The organism is Streptomyces sporangiiformans, assembly GCF_005768555.2.
Lineage (GTDB): Bacteria > Actinomycetota > Actinomycetes > Streptomycetales > Streptomycetaceae > Streptomyces > Streptomyces sporangiiformans.
Window position 1 is genome coordinate 26585 of the sequence record NZ_VCHX02000131.1, and the last position, 16556, is coordinate 43140.

Genomic DNA, 16556 nt, shown 5'->3' on the forward strand with positions numbered 1-16556 from the left:
GCCGCAGGGTGAGGGAGACGCGCCTTCCGGCATGGAGACGGTGCGCCTGCGCCGACTGAACCGCTGGCAGGCCGAGGGACTGCGGGAGGACCTGGCCGATCTGTACGTGGAGTCCTCCCAAGCGGAGTCCGGTGAGGAGTACCGGGGCAGGGAGGCATTTCTGCGGCGGCTCACCGGCGACATTCGGCGGCCCGGGTTCGCCCTGCTGATCGCGGAGGACACGGCGTTCGCGGGATGTGCCTTCGGATTCCCCGTTCGGCGCGAGGGGACGTGGTGGCGGGGGTTCGACGGAACCCTGCCACAGAGCATCGAACAGCTCACAGTGTCGGGACATGTCTTCGCGATCACCGAGATCGTGGTGCACCCGCATGCGCAGAACCAGGACCTCGCCCGGCGGCTGCAGCAACGGCTGCTCGCCGACCAGCACGCCTCGCTCGGCGCCACGCTGGTGGATCAGGCCGACTCCGCAAGTCTCGCCGCCTTCCTGTTCTGGGGGTGGCAGGACATCGGTGAGGTCCGCAGGCCGTCGGGCCCCGCGGTGCTGCGGGCCCTGGTCCTTCCCCTCGGACCGCGCACGGCGGCCCGTCCGGACGGGCTCGGCCACGACAACCGCACCCAACGGCACGACTGATGAACGCCGGGCGGTCGGCCCGGATCACGCTGCTGGTGGCCGAGCAGGCGGCCAGGCGGGGCGCGCGGGTCGGCGTGGTGGACGTGTGCACCGCGGCGGTGGCCGCGCTGCCGGTCGGCGGGGCCGGCGTGTCGGCGATGTCGGACACCACGGCCTGTCATCCCTTGTGCAGCACCGACGTCGTCAGCGAACAGATGGAAGAGCTGCAGCTCACGCTCGGCGAGGGGCCGTGCATCGATGCCTTCGCGTTCCGCCTCGCGGTGCTGACGCCCGATCTGCGCACCGATGAAGTGCGAGCCCGCTGGCCCGTGTTCGCGATATCCGCCATCGAGGCCGGAGCCGCCGCGGTCTTCGCCCTGCCCCTGCAGATCGGGGCGATCAGCCCCGGAGTCCTCGCCCTGTACGCGGATGCCCCCGTCGAACTGGACGCCGAAGAGCTGGCGGACGCACTGGCCTTCGCGGATGCCGCCACTCTGGTACTGCTCGACAGCCGGCTCGAGGAACCGGACGCCTTCCCCGCCGAAGGGCCGCCGCGGGACGGGCATGTCGAGGACCTGGGCGGCTACCGCGCCGAGATCGACCAGGCCACCGGCATGCTCACCGTCCAACTCGGCGTCGGTATCGAGGAAGCCCTGGTACGGCTGCGTGCCTACGCCTACGCGTACGGACGCCGTCTCGCCGATGTCGCGGCCGACGTGGTGGCCCACCGGCTCCGCCTTCCCCCGGACCCGGACCCGGACCCGGACCCGGACCCGGGGCCGGGGGAAGGTGGAGCCGAAGAGGGCTGACGAGTGGCCTTCCGCGGCGAGCAGTTGCCAACCCTCAACCCTCAACCGCCCTGTACTTAGCGCTCCTTCCCGGCGAGACTGGTCCCGACAGAGGGTGTGCACCATGGATGAGCAGCTCCTCGCCAGAACATTCGTCGAGTTGGCCGACAACCTGGTCGCTGACTTCGACCTGATCGACTTCCTGCGCCTGCTGACCGACCGCTGCGTGAGCATGCTCGACGCGAGCGCGGCCGGGGTACTCCTTGCCGACCGGAACGGCGAGCTCCGTGTCATGGCCGCCTCCGACGAACAGGTGCGTCTCCTGGAGCTCTTCCAGTTGCAGAGCGACGAAGGCCCCTGTCTGGAGTGCTTCCGCACGGGCGCACCGGTGACGGTGCCCGATCTGCGCACGCAGGCCGACCGGTGGCCGCACTTCGCCGAGGCAGCCCGCCTCTGTGGCTTCGGAGCGGTCCAGGCGCTGCCGATGCGTCTGCGGAACGAGGTCGTCGGCGCACTGAACCTCTTCCGCGCCGCCCCGGGCCCCTTCGACCCGGCCGCCACGCCCCTCGCCCAGGCCCTGGCCGACGTCGCCACCATCAGCCTGCTGCAACAGCGCTCAGCGCACCGCAGCACCGTCCTCAACGAACAGCTCCAGACGGCCCTGAACAGCCGCGTACTGATCGAACAGGCCAAGGGAAAGCTCGCCGAACGCCAGGGGGTCGACATGGAACAGGCCTTCACCGCCCTGCGCGATTACGCACGCGCCCACAACCGCCGCCTCGCCGACCTGGCCCACGCCTTCATCGAGGGCGCCGAACCGCTCCCGGGCCTGAATACCTGACACAGAACCGCTGGTACAACGGCCCCGGCGCAGACACACCGGGGCCGCCCTTCCGGGCCATTGCACATGAGAGTGCACTGACCCACTTGTCATAATATGACCGAAATGCTCCTCCGTCACGAGGGATTCTCAGGGCCGAAGGTGTCCGGCGGACCACCACCGGCACGGCAGGGAAGCCGGGGTGCGAGGCGGTCCGGTCAGCGGGCGCTCGTCCAGCTGTGGGCCACGTCCACCACCAGGCGGTCGGGCAGCTGGATCACCCGGAACGGCAGGCGGGCGCGGACACCGAGACCGACCTGTGTCTCGCCCTCGAAGCTGCCGGCGAACCGGGTGTCCCTGAAGGTGCGGTATCCGCCGATGTCCACACCGGGCAGGGGGCGGGCCACCCGTCCCGGGTACGCGGGTGCGCCGCTGTCCGGCTCGTAACTCGGCGCGGCGACACGGATCTCGAGTACGGCCCCGCCGGCGACCGGGATGTAGCGACCCGAACCGTCCTGGTAAAGCCGGTCGACGTACCTGACGTAGTAGCCGATGTCACCGCCGCCGCCGGGGACGTCGAACACCATCCGGTCGAAGCAGTCGTGCCGGCCGGTCCTGATGTCCTTCAGCGGAACGGCGCCGGCGGCGACACCGCCCTTGGCGCCGCTGCCCCAGCCCGTCGGGCAGGTCGTGGCGCGTGAGGTGGTCGCCGGGGCCGCGCCCGCTGTGGTCGCCCCCGCTCCCAGTACGGTGCCCGCCAGGACGAGTGCCGCCGCTGCCGCTCCGATTCGTCGCATCATGTCCCCCTTGGTTGCGTAACGCTTCTGTTGGGTGAGATGGGCGGGTATGGCGGAAGGTTGTACCCGTTCCGGTTACGAGTTGGCTTCGGGGCATGCGGAAAAACACGGTTCGCCCCACCAGTGGCGCACCGCAACCGATGTGGCCGAAAATGTGTCCCCCAAAGCGTGGTCCGAAGCTCCGGAGCCGGTGAGGTTCCGGCGGCTCGGCGGCCTGGGGGGCAAATGAGCACATGGACAGTGCCCGGATACACCGAGTCGCTGGAGCTCGGATCAGGGGCAAGCGGGCGGGTCGTACTCGCCGTGCACGAGGAGACCGGCGTCGCGGTCGCGGTGAAGTACCTCAGCGAGTCACTGCGCACTCGACCGGGCTTCGTGCACGACTTCAGGGCGGAGGCGCGGCTGCTCGGCGGACTGGAGAGTCCGTACGTCGCCCTGCTGTACGAGTACGTCGAGAGCCCGGACGGCGCCGCCATCGTGATGGAGCTGGTGGACGGTGTCTCGTTGCGGGCCCTGCTGGCCAGACAGGGCCCGCTCGATCCCGAGGCCGCGCTCGTGGTCCTCAAGGGATCGTTGCTCGGTCTGGCCGACGCGCACCGCATCGGCGTCGTCCACCGCGACTACAAGCCGGAGAACGTCCTGGTCGTGCCGGACGGATCGTCCAAGCTCGTCGACTTCGGGATCGCGGTGGACGCCGGCACCAGCGTCGGCATCGCGGGAACCCCCTCGTACATGGCCCCGGAGCAGTGGACCGGCGCGCCCGCCTCCCCCGCCGCCGACGTGTACGCGGCCACGGCCACGTTCTTCGAGTGCCTGACGGGCCACAAGCCGTACTCGGGTGACCATCTCGCCGAACTCGCGCTGCGGCACGTCGATGCGCCCATCCCCGTCGAAGAGATCCCCGAGGAGGTTCCCGAGGCGGTGCGGGAGCTGGTGCGGCGCGGTCTGGCCAAGAATCCGGACGAACGGCCCACCCACGCCGAGGCGTTCGTCACGGAGCTGGAGGCGGCCGCGGGCGTCTCGTACGGGCCCGACTGGGAGGAACGCGGCCGCGGGCGGCTCGCCGCCCTGGTGGCACTGCTGCCGCTGCTGTTGCCCTCGGCCCGCGGCGCCCCGCGGACCACGACGGACACCGCACGCACGGTCCTGAGCCGGCAACCGGAACCCGAACCGGACCCCGGCTGGGCGTCGTGGCGGCCCGGCCGCCTGGGGATGCTCGTGTCCGGTGCGGCCGTGCTCCTGGGCGTCCTGCTGTCCTACGGCATCCAGCACACCCCGGGAGCGGCTCCGCAGCAGGCGGGGCAGGCCCTGGCCACCACGAGCGCCCAGCCCGGCGTGGAGCCGGACGGGCTCACCGCTCCGGCCGATCCGTCCGATCCGTCCGCGTCGGCCGGCTCGTCCCCGCCCCCGACGTCCACCGTGTCAGCCGGCCCGTCGGACTCGGGCTCGGCGACCGCCGGTACGGGCGAGCCCTCGGCGTCCGCCACCACGGCTCCGGCCGAGGAGACGACGACGCCCGGCGGGGCGACCGCAGAGCCGACGCCGACGACCGCTTCCCCCACCTCGCCGGCCGCTCCCGCGGTCAAGGACATCGCGGTGTCGGGCTTCCGGCAGACGGGTCCCACGACCGCCACGGCAACCCTTGCCATCACCACGGACGGCACCGGGCCGTTCTCCCTCACCGTCTCGTGGTTCACGGGCGACACCAAGGGACAGCTCGGCACCCCGGACGGTGCGTCCCAGACCTTCGAGCGCAGCGGCGCCACCCAGTACACGCTCACCGTCGACCACACCTTCCAGGGCAACGGCTGCTACTGGGCGGTGCGGGCCACGACCACTCCGGCATCCGCCGACGGCGGCGCCTCGCAGCAGCTTCTGACCAGGCAGTGTGAGCTCAGATGACCGATCGGAACGACCGCCGCGCCCCGGATGACGAACCCGGCTCCGCCGACGCCGAGTACAGCGCCACCGTGCTGGCCAGCCACTGGATCCAGAGGCCCGAGCCGAACGACACCACCACCGTCGTAGGGACGCCTCTCCTGGGGGCGCCTTTCGTAGGGCCGACGACGCCGACGACGCCGACGACGCCGACGCGGCCGGATCGCGTCGAAGGCACCGTGCTGCGCTTCGGCCCGGGCGTGACCGCCGCCGTCGTGCACCGTACCCACGGGACGCTGCCCGCCGTGCCACCGCCCGTCGCGCCCCCGCGCCGGCGTCTGCGCAGACACGCTCTGCCGGCGCTGGTGCTGATCTGTGTCATCGCGTTCCTCGCCTGGCAGCGCCTGGGGCCGTCCGTCGCGCTGCGCACGGTGGAGGTCACGGCTCGGCCGGCGGTTCTGGGGTGCGACGACACCGCGGACATCGTCGGCGTCGTCGCCACGAACGGCCGGCCGGGCACGTTCTCCTACCGCTGGATCCGAAGCGACGGAACCGCCTCGGGAGTCCTGCGCGAAGTGGTGGTCCGGGACCAGGGACAGGCACGTCTGCACCTTCGGTGGACCTTCCAGGGCAAAGGCCACTACACGGCGCGGGCCGAGCTGCGCCTCCTTTCCCCCACCCACCGCACGGTCACCACACAGCTCACGTACCACTGCCCCTGACCGCCGCGGTCAGGCCGAACCGGCGGTCACGGGCAGTCGGCCCGCACAGGGTCAGCGCAGGGCGCCGATGCGGTCGAGGCGCTCGTTGACGCCGTTACGGAGTTCACCGAGCGTCGTGCCGGGCGGCGCCACCGTGGGCGTGGAGGAGGGCGGCTGGCTCTCGTCCGCGCAGGTCGTGCCCGACGCCGGGACCTTCAGGTCCACCAGATAGCCCGTGACCGCGTCCGTCGCGCAGACACTCCTGCCGAAGGCGGTGTGCCCCTCGGCCCTGAACGTGAGCAGCGAGGCGTTGTCGAGCCGCCGGGACAGGGCCACCGCGTCCCGATACGGAGTGTCCGGGTCGCCGGTGGTGCCGACGACGAGGATCGGCGCGGAGCCCTTCGCGCGGTAGGAGCCGTCGTAGCGGCTGACGCGTTCGCCGGGCCACTGGGTGCAGGCCGTGGCGTGCTGGTGGTCGTAGGTCGGCGGGCCGTACGCCATCGCCGGGCCGAGCAGCGGCGCCGCCATGGCATTGGCGGTGACGTTCCGCTCCAGACGGCCCGGGTCACGCGGGTAGTCCCGGTCGACGCATTCGACCACCACGTTCGGGCCCAGGAAGTCGAAGCTGGCCGGGGACGGCGGCCGGAGCAGGAAGGAGGTGTTGTCGCGCTGCTGGGCCTTGCGCAGGGCCTCGCCGAGCGAGGGCCAGATGACCTTGCCCTCGTTGATGTTGAACATCAGTCGGTAGACGAGGGTGTACCCGTTTGCTCGCCCGCCGTTCGCGGTCGGCACCGGATTGGCGTCCAGCTCGGCCTTGAGCTTTTCGAACGCCGCCCGGGGGGCGCCGTCGCCGAACCCGCAGGTGGCCCGGTCGGCGGCGCACCAGTCGAGGAAGCGGCTCATCGCGCCGTCCAGAGCCAGGTATTGGGGCCGGTCATAGGCGTACGGCTGGTTCGCGTAGTGCACCGGGTCGTACGCTCCGTCGAGGGCCAGGGCGCGCACCCGCTCCGGGAAGAGGGCGGCGTAGACGGTGCCGATGTAGGTGCCGAACGACCGCCCGTAGTAAGTGAGTTTGTCTTCCCCCAGCGCCTGGCGCAGCAGGTCGATGTCGCGGGCGACGTACTCGGTGCCGACGTACGGCAGGAGATCGCCCGAGTTGTCCACGCAGGCCTGGTTGAACTCGGCGGCCTCGCGCAGGGCCGGACCGAAGGCGTCCGGGCCGGGGACGCCCTTGGCCTGGGTGACGGCCTGGGTGTACCGCTGGTCGTCCCAGCACTGGAGCGCCGAACTGCGCCCGACGCCGCGTACGTCGTATCCGAAGACGTCGAACGAATCGCGGAGGGCGGCCGGCAGGTCCGCGTAGTTGTTGCGGACGAAGTCCACACCGGAGTTGCCCGGCCCTCCGGGCTGCAGGAAGAGGGTGCCCTTCCGCTTCGCCTGGTCCACGGCCTTCTTGCGGATCACCGCCAGGGAGATCGTGCGGCCCTGCGGTGCACGGTAGTCCAGCGGGACCTCGGCGCTCGCGCACTCGAAGCCGCCCTGACAGTCGGACCAGACGAGGGACGGAACCGACGGCGCCTCCTGCGAGGCCGTCCGGCTCGTCTGGGCCGCCTGGGCCGTCTGCGTCGTGCCGGTCGTCTGAGCGGCCATCGCCTGGGCCCCCGTCCCGGCGACGACGAGGGCGATTGCTGCGGCTCCGGCGATCCTCAGACGCGGGAAGGCTCTCCGCGCCCGGGAACCGGAGACGTGATCTGGCGTAGTCACTGCGCGTTTCCCCCTGGGGCTGATGTGTCGTCAATAACCCACTGGTGAAGGTGAGATGAGGGAATGTCTAGCTCACCCGAGAGGGAAAAGCCACAGAGGTCTCCGTGAACTCGCCGCAAGCTTCGCCTACGTACTGGCCCGCAAGCCGGAAGAGTTCGTCAGTGTCCTGTGCATGAACGGCGGGTACGTCAACGCCGGCTGTGGCTACTGGTCGCGTCGCGCTCGGCGAACCACTCGGCCAGGGCGTCGGTGCAGCCGTGATACCACTCCTCGGGAGCCGAGTAGAAACCCGTGGGAGCCTTACCGCCCGCCATGATGCGGTGGACGACGACCTTGCAGTTCTTGAGCAGCGTGTCCTGCACGGTCCCCGGCCCGGCGCCTGGGATCTCCAGCCAGATCTGGTTGCGGGCCAGCACGGTCTTGGTGGTCGAATAGCGGCCAACCAACCCTGCTGCCCGAGCACATGGCCCCCTGTGGAAGGCGGCCGCTCAGTTGAGCCTGAGTTGCGCATGCCGCGCTCTAATGTCGTGTGTCCGCTGCGATCCTGCGCCCCTGTTGCGCGGCCCGTTGAAGAGCTTGGGCCACCTGCTCGGCGTCATCGGGAGACAGCACGCTCAGACCGAGGTCGCTGCTGAACGCGCTCATGGTGTCGGTTCCTCACAAGCCGTCGTACCACTGGCAGGGATGCTCCACAGTGGTGCGGCGTACCGCTCCGGGCGGCTGCGGAGGAGCAGTTGGTGCAGGTCCTCGCGCAGGGAGCCGTCGAGGTTCAGCGCCTCGATGATGCGGCGGAACGTCGCGTGGGTGACTCCCCGGCTGCGGGCTTTGGCCTCGAACCGGTCGAGTTGGAGCAGCACGGTCTCGGGGTCGAGCCTGACCGGTGGCTGTTCCTTGAGCGAGGCGGCCTTGTCGCGTTCGTAGTCGATCTCCGAGGAGCCGCAGATCTCGCGGCTGTGTGCCTCCACCTCGGCCAGCGTTTCCGTTGCCATGACGGCGCGGGCCAACTGATTGCGGCTGACCGCCTCGTCCAAGTCGACTTCGTGGACCGTGGGGCCTTCGTCGGTGAGGGGTACGGGGCGCTCGGCGTCTCGCATCTCGCAGGTGCCGCGTACGCCTCGGGCCGTCGCCGCGAGCATCCCGGCGGCCTCCGACGGGTGCCACTCCAGGACCGAGCTGACCGGCTCCACGTCCTGCGCGGTGAAGGTGTGGACGAGCGGGCCGAGCATGCCGCGCAGGGCGTCCGACGGGATGTCGCCGTCCAGGCCGGGGCCTGCGACCAGGAGGCGGACGGGTGCGTTCACCTGGCAGCACGCGGCGAGCGTGACGGCGTCGGCGAGTGGGCTCTTGAGGGTTGGTTCGTCGCCCCGCGCGAGGATGTCGCCGCCCACGTCCAGAAGATCGATCGACTCCGGTGCCAAGTGGCCCACCAGCTCTTCGAGTTGGCGGGTGATGCCCTCGGCGCCGTGGTGCGGATCGATCAGGGCGAAGGTGTGGGGGAGTTCCGCTGCGAGGCGGGGGAGGGTGGACCTTGCCGGGGCGATAGGGCGGGCCTCGGCCGACACTGCCCGGACGGCTGGGGTGAGCTGTTCGAGGCCGGTGAAGTCGGCCGGTCCGCGCGGGCCCGGTACCGGGTCGATGAGGAGGCGGTCCCACGCGTAGGTGAGGATCATCGCCTGGTCGTCGTCGCCGTAGAGGGCGGCGTGAAGCATTGCGGCGGCGACCGCGTCGCCCCCTCCTCCTGCCGCGACGATCAACCTCGTCATGCGATCAGCCTACGGTCCCATGCCGGTGGCTGCCGCGACCGACTTCCTCCACGCACTGTCCGCCCACATTTCGCTCGAACTCACCAGCCGGTCAGCAGCAGGTGGTTGACGAGGAGGGCGAGAAGGGCCTGTGCGGCCAGCCAGGCTCGGGGCCGGGGCAGGAACGCGCAGGCCGGCAGCAGCCAGGCCGCGAACGGCAGCCAGATGCGCTCCGTCTCCGCCTTGCTCATACCGGAGAGATCCGCCACGAGCAGAGCCAACAGGGCGGACAGGACGAGCAGGGCGAGACCTGTGCGGACACCAGTGCGTCGGCGGACCAGTGTGACCCCCGCTCGTCGCAGTCCCGCCACCGTGGCGGGGCCGACGACGAGCACCGTGCACGCGAGGTTCGCCCACACCCAGTAGCCGTACGGACGGAAGCCGCCGGCGCCCTGGTGGTAGCGCCGGACCAGCAGGTGGTACGCCTCCCACCAGTCGAATCCGGCGAGGGTGAACAGCAGCGGGACGACGGCGAGTCCGGCGAGCAGGGCGAGAAGGACGGGGAGTCCCTGGGCGAGGTTCCGGATCCGGTCCCGGCCCAGCAGCAGCACGCCCGCCCCGATCAGTGCGCACAGCGTGAGCCCGTACGAGAGGTAGCAGGTCAGGCCGAACAGCAGCCCCGAGCCGAACGCCGCCGTCCGCCGCCGGAGTTCCGTTCGCCCTGTCAGCGCGAGGGCGAGCAGTGCCACGGACCAGGCGGCGACCGCCGTGAAGTACGCGTCGGCGGAGGTGCCCATCCACACCGCGGCCGGAGCGAGGACCAGGAACGGCGCTGCCCGGCGCGCGAGGCCCTCCCCGGCCAGGGCCCGCACCGTGACGAGCACGGCCGCGCACCCCGCGGCGCCGACGGCGATGCACCAGACACCGGCCCACGCCCCGCCACCCAGGCCGATCCGGTCGAGGAGGACGAAGGTGAGGGTGGCCGCCGGGGGATGCCCCGCGACATGGGGAGGCCAGTGGTCCGGGGAGCCCAGCAGAATGTGGTCGGTGAAGGTCCGCAGGGTGCCGGGGATGTTCTCGAAGCGATCGATGACCTGCAGGTACTCGTACTTGGTCGTCAGCCGCCGGGCGATCCCGCGGTGCCAGCCGTCGATGAGGGCGAGGGACCACGTCCAGGTCATGGCGGTGACCCAGGAGGTCCACAGCAGCGGACGCCAGGGCAGGCGGGCGGCCACGCCGGGGCCGTACGCCACGACGGCGATCGCGACGACGAGCGCGGCCGGGGTGCCGGGGCCCGTGTGCGGCGCCCAGTTGGCGTACAGGGGCGGCCAGCCGACGTGGAGGACGTCGTCGGCGCGCTTGATGGCGATGCCGGCCAACGCGGCGGCCGCGACGAGCAGTGCGGCGGCCGCGACCGCACACAGGTCGCGGCGGGGATGGCCGTTGGCCGGGTCGCGGTTGTCCTCGCCGGGGTTGTCCTCGTCGCGGTTGTCCTCGTCGGGGTTGTCCCGGCCAGGTCTGTCCAGGTCGGGGTTGTGGAGATCGCGGGTCACGCGGGAACGCTAGGCCGGTCGGCGCCGATCACGGCCCCGACAGGCGTGGATGTCAGCGTTTCGTCATGGGTCGCGAGCCCGCTCGCCCGGTGCGCCGGGCCTACGGTCTGGGCATGGCACGGTCTCCGCGGCGCTGGCCGCCCCCTTCGTCCCCGGCGTTCTGGCGCAGCCCGCTGCGCGGCCCCTGGTTCACCTCGGTGCTCGGGGTGGTGCTGCTCGCCGGGATCACGGTGCTGTTCGTGACGGGGCTGCTGTCGTACGCGGCGTACAACCCGGACCTGTCGCCGGTGAACGACAAGACCCCCGACAAGGGGATCCTCGGCTTCTACCTCTTCTCCTGGCCGACCGACCCGTACTGGCTGTACCGGCTCAACCAGGGCGTCCACGTCACGCTCGGGATCACGCTCGTCCCCGTCCTGCTGGCCAAGCTGTGGTCGGTCGTGCCCCGGCTGTTCCAGATGCCGCCGGCACGGTCGCTCGCTCACGCGCTGGAGCGGCTCTCGCTGCTTCTGCTGGTCGGCGGCGCTCTGTTCGAGTTCGTCACCGGTGTGCTCAACATCCAGCTCGACTACGTCTTCCCCGGCTCCTTCTACCCCCTGCACTTCTACGGCGCCTGGGTGTTCTTCGCCGCGTTCGTCGCGCACGTCGTACTGAGGGCGCCGACGGCCGTGCGCAACCTGCGCCGACTCCGGGGGAGCGAAGGGGCATCGGCTCCTCCGCCGGGTGCGACGGGTTCGCCGCCGAGCCCGCCGCCCGTTTCCCCGCCGGTGTCCGCGGCGGAACCCTCGCTGGTGTCCCCGAACCCCGCGGAGCCCACCGTCTCGCGGCGCGGTGCGCTGGGTCTGGTCGGGGGCGGCTCGCTGCTCCTGTTCGCCACGACGGTGGGGCAGAACTTCGACGGGCCGCTGCGGGCCACCGCGCTCCTCGCCCCGCACGGCGGTGCCGAGCCGGGCAGCGGCCCCGCCGGGTTCCAGATCAACAAGACGGCCGCGTCCAGGGGGATCAGCGCGGCGGAGACGAGCGAGGAGGCGTGGCGGCTGGCAGTGACCGGCCCCGGCGGAACCGTACGTCTCAGTCGGGCCGACCTGCTCCGACTCCCCTTGAACAGCTCGGCGTTGCCCATCGCCTGCGTGGAGGGGTGGTCGACCTCCGACCAGTGGTGGCGGGGCGTACGGCTGCGGGATCTCGCCGCCCTCGTCGGATACGAGGCGGACGCGGCGCCCGACGTGCTCGTGGAGTCCCTCCAGCGCCGCGGCGCCTTCCGCCGGGCCGCCCTGCGGGCCAACCAGGTGCGTGACCCACGCTCCCTGCTGGCCCTGGACGTGAACGGAGAGCCGCTGACCCCCGACCATGGCTACCCCGCGCGGGTCATCGCGCCCGCCGTGCCCGGTGTGCTCAACACGAAGTGGGTGGCCCGGATGACGTTCGGAGAGCTGCGATGAGGCCGACGGGGCCGGCGAGGCTGCGGGCGGCAGTGGGCAGCCCGTTCCAACTACTGCTCCTCGCCTGCACGTTCGCGCTCGCCGGGTACGCCGGGGTGCGGTTGCTGGCGGAGGACTGGTTCGGGGTGGCGCTGTGGTTCGTGGGCGCGGCGGTGCTGCACGACCTCGTCCTGCTGCCGCTGTACGCGGTGCTGGACCGTACGGTCGTGCGGGCGGCCGGTGCGGTCGGCCGCCAGGAGCTGACCCTGTACGTGCGCGTGCCGGCGGCCTTCTCCGGGCTGCTCCTGCTCGTGTGGTTCCCGCTGATCAGTGGCCGGGTGGCGGACCGCTACCGGTCGTTCACCGGGCTCTCGCCCGACGGCTTCCTCGCGCGCTGGCTGCTGATCACGGCCCTGCTGTTCGGCGGCTCGGCGCTGCTGATGGTGCTGCGGCTGCGGCTGCAGCGGCGGCGGCTGCGCAGGGCGACGAAGGACCGGCCGCCGGCCGTCCACTGATCGGCCGCGCGCCAGGCCGGTGTGTCGGCGTACCGCAGCAGCGCCCGGGTGCCGAGCCGGGCCCAGGGGAACGTGGCGTCGGCGGGACCTTGGTTGTCGGCGGCCCGGACGAGGCGCACGTCCACGCGCTCGTCCACGTCCGCCGGGACCGTCTCGGCGATCAACAGGCCGCCGGGCAGCAGCAGTTCGGCCAGTCGGCGGAGCAGGGCGCGCGGGTCGCCGCCAATGCCGAGGTTTCCGTCGAGGAGCAGGGCGGTGTCCCAACGGCCCTCACCGGGCAGCGGTTCGAAGACCGAGCGTCGCAGGGCCTGCCCCCCGAGCCGTACGGTGTGGGCGACGGCGGCCTCGCTGACGTCGATGCCGAGCGCGAGCCGGCTCCGGGCGGCGAGCTCCGTGACCAGCCGGCCCGGCCCGCACCCCACGTCGAGGACGGCTCCCTCGCAGCGCCCCAGGACTTCCAGGTCCACGGCGTCGGCCCGGGCGCACCACCGCTCCACCTCCAGGGGCAGCAGCCAGCCGTCGCCGCGGCGCAGGAAGAGCGGTCCGCGACCGGTGCGCAGGGCGTCGGCGTAGGGGTCGGTGGACCAGGGACGTTCCGACACCGTGCTCATCGGCCCGCCACCGCCCGCAGCCGGGCCAGCTCCTCGGCGAAGCGTCCGCGGGGCGAGGACGCCGCGACCGCCTCCGCGTCGGCGGCGGTGTCGACGTCCCGCAGGACCGCCGCATCGCGCACGCGCAGTCCGGCCGCGACGAGCCGGTCGCGCTGCGCGGCGCCGGTGGCGGGGGTCGACATGGGGATCCCGCGCACCAGTTCCGGGTCCGGCTCGGCCAGCCCCAGGGCCCAGAAGCCGCCGTCCTCGGCCGGACCGAAGTACGCGTCGCACCCGGCGAAGTCCACGGTCAGGAGGTCCGGCGTCACCTGCGGTGTGTCCATGCCGATGAGCAGGGCCGGGCCGTCGCATCCGGCGAAGGCGGCGGCAAGCCGCTCGTCCAGTCCGCCCGCGCATTGCGGTACGACGTCGAAGCCGGGCGGCAGCCAAGGCCCGGCCCGCCCGTCGAGCACGAGGACGCGCCGGGAGGCGGGGGCCGCCGCCACGGCGCGCAGGGTGTCCGCGAGGGCCGCCTCGGCGAGCGCCGCCGCCTCCCGCGGGGTGAACGGCGGTGTCAGCCTGGTCTTCACCCGCCCCGGGCGCGGCTCTTTGGCGATGACGAGCAGGGTGGTCAATGCGGGACTCCTTCTCGACCGGGGGCTTCGGCCAGGACGCGGCTCATGTCCCGCACCGCCTGCCAGGTGCCGCGCCAGGTGCCGGTCACCTTGGAGGTGCCGTTGCGCGGCAGGTAGGGCACGTCGTGCTCGGTGATGCGCCAGCCCGCGTCGGCGGCCCGCACGACCATCTGCAGGGGATAGCCGCTGCGCCGGTCGGTGAGGCCGAGTCCGAGCAGCGGCTCGCGCCGGGCGGCACGCAGCGGGCCGAGGTCGTGCAGGCGCAGTCCGGTGCGGCGGCGCAGCATCCGGGCGAGCGCGAGATTGCCCGCCCTGGCATGTGCCGGCCAGGCGCCCCTGCCCCGCGGCCGGCGCCGTCCGAGCACCAGGTCGGCCTCGCCGGCGCGCACCGCGCGCACGAACGGCATCAGCAGCGACGGGTCGAGCGAGGCGTCGCAGTCGCAGAAGCACACGACGTCGGAGGTGGCGGCGACCAGGCCCGCGTGGCAGGCGGCGCCGAAACCGCGGCGCGGCTCGTGGACGACGGTCGCGCCGAGTGCGCGGGCGAGGTCCGCCGAGCCGTCGGTCGAGCCGTTGTCCACGACCAGCGCGCGCCAGCCGGGCGGGATGCGGGCGAGCACCCAGGGAAGGGCGCCGGCCTCGTTCAGGCAGGGGAGGACCACGTCGACCTGCGGTCGTTCGGATGATGGGGGCGTCACGGGTCTCACCCTACGAGCGCGAAAGGTGCATTTCGGACGTCAGATCCTTACGAAACACGGACGTTGGGCCAGACCGAGGCGCTGGACGGGGGCCGGGACGCGGGCGCGGTGCCAGGCTGGGGGCATGCAGCAGCCGTACGAATGCCCAGGTGCCGGACCGGGTCCACAGGTGACGCGCGAGCCCGGTCGCGACGGCGGCGACGGGGCCCGCGTTCTCGTCGTGGACGACGACCCCACCGTCGCCGAGGTCGTCTCCGGCTATCTCGACCGGGCCGGATACGTCGTGGACCGCGCGGAGGACGGGCCGGCCGCACTCGCCCGCGCCGCCGCGCACTGGCCGGATCTGGTGGTGCTGGACCTGATGCTGCCGGGCATGGACGGGCTCGAGGTGTGCCGCCGGATGCGGGGCCGCGGGCAGGTGCCGGTCATCATGCTCACCGCGCGCGGCGACGAGGACGACCGGATCCTCGGGCTCGAGGTGGGCGCGGACGACTACGTCACCAAGCCGTTCAGCCCCCGGGAACTGGTCCTGCGCGTCGAGTCGGTCCTGCGCCGCACCAGGCCCGCCGCCACCGCACGGCCCCTGCACGAGGCGGGACTCTCCGTCGACCCGGCCGCCCGTCGCGCCACCAAGAACGGCACCGGACTCGCCCTCACCGTCCGGGAGTTCGACCTGCTCGCGTTCTTCCTGCGCAACCCCGGCCGGGCGTACGGCCGGGAGGAGCTGATGCGCGAGGTCTGGGGCTGGGACTTCGGCGACCTCTCCACGGTCACCGTCCACGTCCGGCGGCTGCGCGGCAAGGTCGAGGACGACCCGGCCAGGCCCCGCCTGATCCAGACGGTGTGGGGGGTCGGCTACCGCTTCGACCCCGCCGGCACGCCCGGCAACGAGGAGGGTTGACCGTGAACGACACCCTGCTCATCGTCCTGTACGCCTTCCTCGGCGCCGCCGCGGCCGGGCTGCTCGGCGCAGGTGCGTTGTGGCTGCTGCGCCGTCGCTCGCTCACCGCCTCCCTCGCGGTGGTGGCCGCCGTGGCGGTGACCGCGATGCTCGCCGGCACCCTTGTCGTCGCCTGGGCGATGTTCCTGTCCGCCCATGACCTCACCGTCGTGACCACCGTGGTCGCCATGGCCGCCGTGGTTTCGCTGGCCACCGCGCTGCTGCTGGGCCGCTGGGTGGTGGCCCGCAGCCGCGCACTCCAGCTGGCCGCCCGCTCCTTCGGCGACGGCGGCGACTTCGCGGCTCCCGACGGCCCGGCGACGGCCGAACTGGCCGCGCTCAGCCGGGAGCTGGCGGCGACCAGCGCCCGGCTCTCCGAATCGCGCGAGCGCGAGCGGGCCCTGGAGACGTCCCGGCGCGAACTCGTCGCCTGGATCTCGCACGACCTGCGCACCCCGCTCGCGGGCCTGCGCGCGATGTCCGAGGCGCTGGAGGACGGGGTCGCCGCCGACCCGGGCCGCTACCTCAAGCAGATCCGCACCGAGGTCGAGCGTCTCAACGACATGGTGGGCGACCTGTTCGAGCTCTCCCGCATCCATGCGGGGGCGCTGGCGCTGAGCCCTAGCCGGATCTCCCTGTACGACCTCGTCGGCGACGCCCTGGCGGGCGCGGACCCGCTCGCCCGCGAGCTCGGCGTACGACTGGTCGGCGACCGCGTCGAGCCCGTGCCGGTGGAGGTGGACGGCAAGGAAATGAGCCGGGTGCTGGGCAATCTGCTGGTGAACGCGATCCGGCGCACGCCGGCCGACGGTACGGTCGCGATCGCCGCCGAGCGCTGCATGGACGGCATCGTCCTGTCCGTCACGGACGGCTGCGGCGGCATCCCCGAGGAGGATCTGCCCCGGGTCTTCGACACCGGCTGGCGCGGCACCCACGCGCGTACGCCTCCGGCGGGCGCGGGTCTGGGCCTGGCCATCGTCCGCGGCATAGTCGAGGCCCATCAGGGGCGGGCCGCCGTACGCAACGTCATCGGCGGCTGCCGCTTCGAGGTGACGCTTCCGGCGGCCGAGGTGTGAGAAGGGAGATGTGAGGAGGGGGGGCGGC

General features: G+C 72.3%; 17 protein-coding genes. 8 read left to right on the forward strand and 9 right to left on the reverse strand.

Annotated features, from left to right (window positions below; genetic code table 11):
• The first annotated feature begins 31 nt into the window (after window positions 1–31).
• From FGD71_RS18995 to FGD71_RS19005, 3 genes are all read left to right on the forward strand, one after another.
• Entirely contained in the window at window positions 32–631 is a 600-nt protein-coding gene (locus tag FGD71_RS18995; RefSeq protein ID WP_240436665.1) for a hypothetical protein, read from the forward strand.
• Entirely contained in the window at window positions 631–1419 is a 789-nt protein-coding gene (locus tag FGD71_RS19000) for an ANTAR domain-containing protein (RefSeq protein ID WP_119101653.1), read from the forward strand. The genes FGD71_RS18995 and FGD71_RS19000 overlap by 1 nt, the downstream gene beginning before the upstream one ends.
• Before the next feature lie 103 nt (window positions 1420–1522).
• Window positions 1523–2239, forward strand: a complete 717-nt coding sequence (locus FGD71_RS19005; protein WP_119101654.1) for a GAF and ANTAR domain-containing protein — start codon at window positions 1523–1525, stop codon at window positions 2237–2239.
• Between the two features lie 197 nt (window positions 2240–2436).
• Here FGD71_RS19005 and FGD71_RS19010 read toward each other — a convergent pair whose 3' ends face one another.
• Window positions 2437–3015, reverse strand: coding sequence for an AMIN-like domain-containing (lipo)protein (locus FGD71_RS19010; RefSeq protein WP_119101709.1), 579 nt, complete (start codon window positions 3013–3015; stop codon window positions 2437–2439).
• Window positions 3016–3240: 225 nt separating this feature from the next.
• Here FGD71_RS19010 and FGD71_RS19015 point away from each other — a divergent pair, with 225 nt between their 5' ends.
• Both FGD71_RS19015 and FGD71_RS19020 read left to right on the forward strand, forming a co-directional pair.
• Window positions 3241–4917: a serine/threonine-protein kinase gene (locus FGD71_RS19015; protein ID WP_119101655.1), complete on the forward strand. Its 1677-nt coding sequence runs from the start codon at window positions 3241–3243 to the stop codon at window positions 4915–4917.
• Complete coding sequence (locus FGD71_RS19020) at window positions 4914–5615, forward strand: hypothetical protein (RefSeq protein ID WP_119101656.1); 702 nt, start codon at window positions 4914–4916, stop codon at window positions 5613–5615. Before FGD71_RS19015 ends, FGD71_RS19020 begins: the two co-directional genes overlap by 4 nt.
• Window positions 5616–5666: 51 nt before the next feature.
• Here FGD71_RS19020 and FGD71_RS19025 read toward each other — a convergent pair whose 3' ends face one another.
• From FGD71_RS19025 to FGD71_RS19040, 5 genes are all read right to left on the reverse strand, one after another.
• Window positions 5667–7244 carry an alpha/beta hydrolase gene (locus FGD71_RS19025; RefSeq protein WP_240436672.1) on the reverse strand — a complete coding sequence of 526 codons (1578 nt, stop codon included), beginning with the start codon at window positions 7242–7244 and terminating at the stop codon, window positions 5667–5669.
• A gap of 302 nt (window positions 7245–7546) precedes the next feature.
• Window positions 7547–7774, reverse strand: a complete 228-nt coding sequence (locus FGD71_RS19030) for a hypothetical protein (RefSeq protein WP_140935914.1) — start codon at window positions 7772–7774, stop codon at window positions 7547–7549.
• A gap of 103 nt (window positions 7775–7877) precedes the next feature.
• Window positions 7878–8003, reverse strand: a complete 126-nt coding sequence (locus tag FGD71_RS49695; protein ID WP_276147148.1) for a hypothetical protein — start codon at window positions 8001–8003, stop codon at window positions 7878–7880.
• Window positions 8000–9121: a DUF1152 domain-containing protein gene (locus tag FGD71_RS19035; protein ID WP_119101659.1), complete on the reverse strand. Its 1122-nt coding sequence runs from the start codon at window positions 9119–9121 to the stop codon at window positions 8000–8002. Before FGD71_RS19035 ends, FGD71_RS49695 begins: the two co-directional genes overlap by 4 nt.
• An 80-nt stretch (window positions 9122–9201) precedes the next feature.
• Window positions 9202–10653, reverse strand: a complete 1452-nt coding sequence (locus FGD71_RS19040; protein ID WP_420878321.1) for a hypothetical protein — start codon at window positions 10651–10653, stop codon at window positions 9202–9204.
• Window positions 10654–10766: 113 nt separating this feature from the next.
• Between FGD71_RS19040 and FGD71_RS19045 the strand changes: the two genes are divergently transcribed.
• Complete coding sequence (locus tag FGD71_RS19045) at window positions 10767–12095, forward strand: molybdopterin-dependent oxidoreductase (RefSeq protein WP_119101711.1); 1329 nt, start codon at window positions 10767–10769, stop codon at window positions 12093–12095.
• A gap of 328 nt (window positions 12096–12423) precedes the next feature.
• On the opposite strand, the gene FGD71_RS19055 is transcribed toward FGD71_RS19045, so the two are convergent.
• The 3 genes from FGD71_RS19055 to FGD71_RS19065 are packed head-to-tail and all read right to left on the reverse strand — an operon-like array spanning window position 12424 to window position 14512.
• Entirely contained in the window at window positions 12424–13200 is a 777-nt protein-coding gene (locus FGD71_RS19055; protein WP_119101660.1) for a methyltransferase domain-containing protein, read from the reverse strand.
• A complete protein-coding gene (locus tag FGD71_RS48970; protein WP_119101661.1) occupies window positions 13197–13814 on the reverse strand; it encodes a TIGR04282 family arsenosugar biosynthesis glycosyltransferase in 618 nt (205 codons plus the stop codon). The genes FGD71_RS19055 and FGD71_RS48970 overlap by 4 nt, the downstream gene beginning before the upstream one ends.
• Window positions 13811–14512, reverse strand: coding sequence for a glycosyltransferase family 2 protein (locus tag FGD71_RS19065; RefSeq protein WP_119101662.1), 702 nt, complete (start codon window positions 14510–14512; stop codon window positions 13811–13813). Before FGD71_RS19065 ends, FGD71_RS48970 begins: the two co-directional genes overlap by 4 nt.
• 124 nt (window positions 14513–14636) lie before the next feature.
• Here FGD71_RS19065 and FGD71_RS19070 point away from each other — a divergent pair, with 124 nt between their 5' ends.
• Window positions 14637–15413: a response regulator transcription factor gene (locus FGD71_RS19070; RefSeq protein ID WP_240436666.1), complete on the forward strand. Its 777-nt coding sequence runs from the start codon at window positions 14637–14639 to the stop codon at window positions 15411–15413.
• Window positions 15414–15415: 2 nt separating this feature from the next.
• A complete protein-coding gene (locus FGD71_RS19075; protein ID WP_119101664.1) occupies window positions 15416–16528 on the forward strand; it encodes a sensor histidine kinase in 1113 nt (370 codons plus the stop codon).
• Window positions 16529–16556: the final 28 nt, after the last annotated feature.